Annotated in this window: 1 protein-coding gene; it reads left to right on the top strand. The window is 55.2% G+C overall.

Annotated features, from left to right (window positions below; genetic code table 11):
* Positions 1–90 (top strand): phosphoribosylaminoimidazolesuccinocarboxamide synthase (locus SB719_RS22440; protein ID WP_412160075.1); only part of this gene is annotated, 90 nt, incomplete at its 5' end.
* Positions 91–239 lie beyond the last annotated feature (149 nt).

The raw sequence follows: 239 nt of genomic DNA, 5'->3' as shown, positions 1-239 counted from the left end.
AAGATGGACAAGGACCGCTTCCGCCAGGGCCTGGGCGACGTGATCGAAGCCTACGAAGAAGTTGCCAAGCGCCTGGGCGTGCCGCTGTAAGCGACGCGTTCACGCAAGCGCCTGATACCACGCGGTTTTTTTGAAAAAAAGATTTGCGTTTTAAAAGAACGCTGGTATGATGCGCGGCATTGGAGAGATGCCGGAGTGGTCGAACGGGACGGATTCGAAATCCGTTGTACTGGCAACAG

The organism is Pantoea sp. SIMBA_079 (genome assembly GCF_046940275.1).
GTDB lineage: Bacteria > Pseudomonadota > Gammaproteobacteria > Enterobacterales > Enterobacteriaceae > Pantoea > Pantoea borealis.
This window is presented reverse-complemented; position numbering and strand designations above follow the sequence as displayed.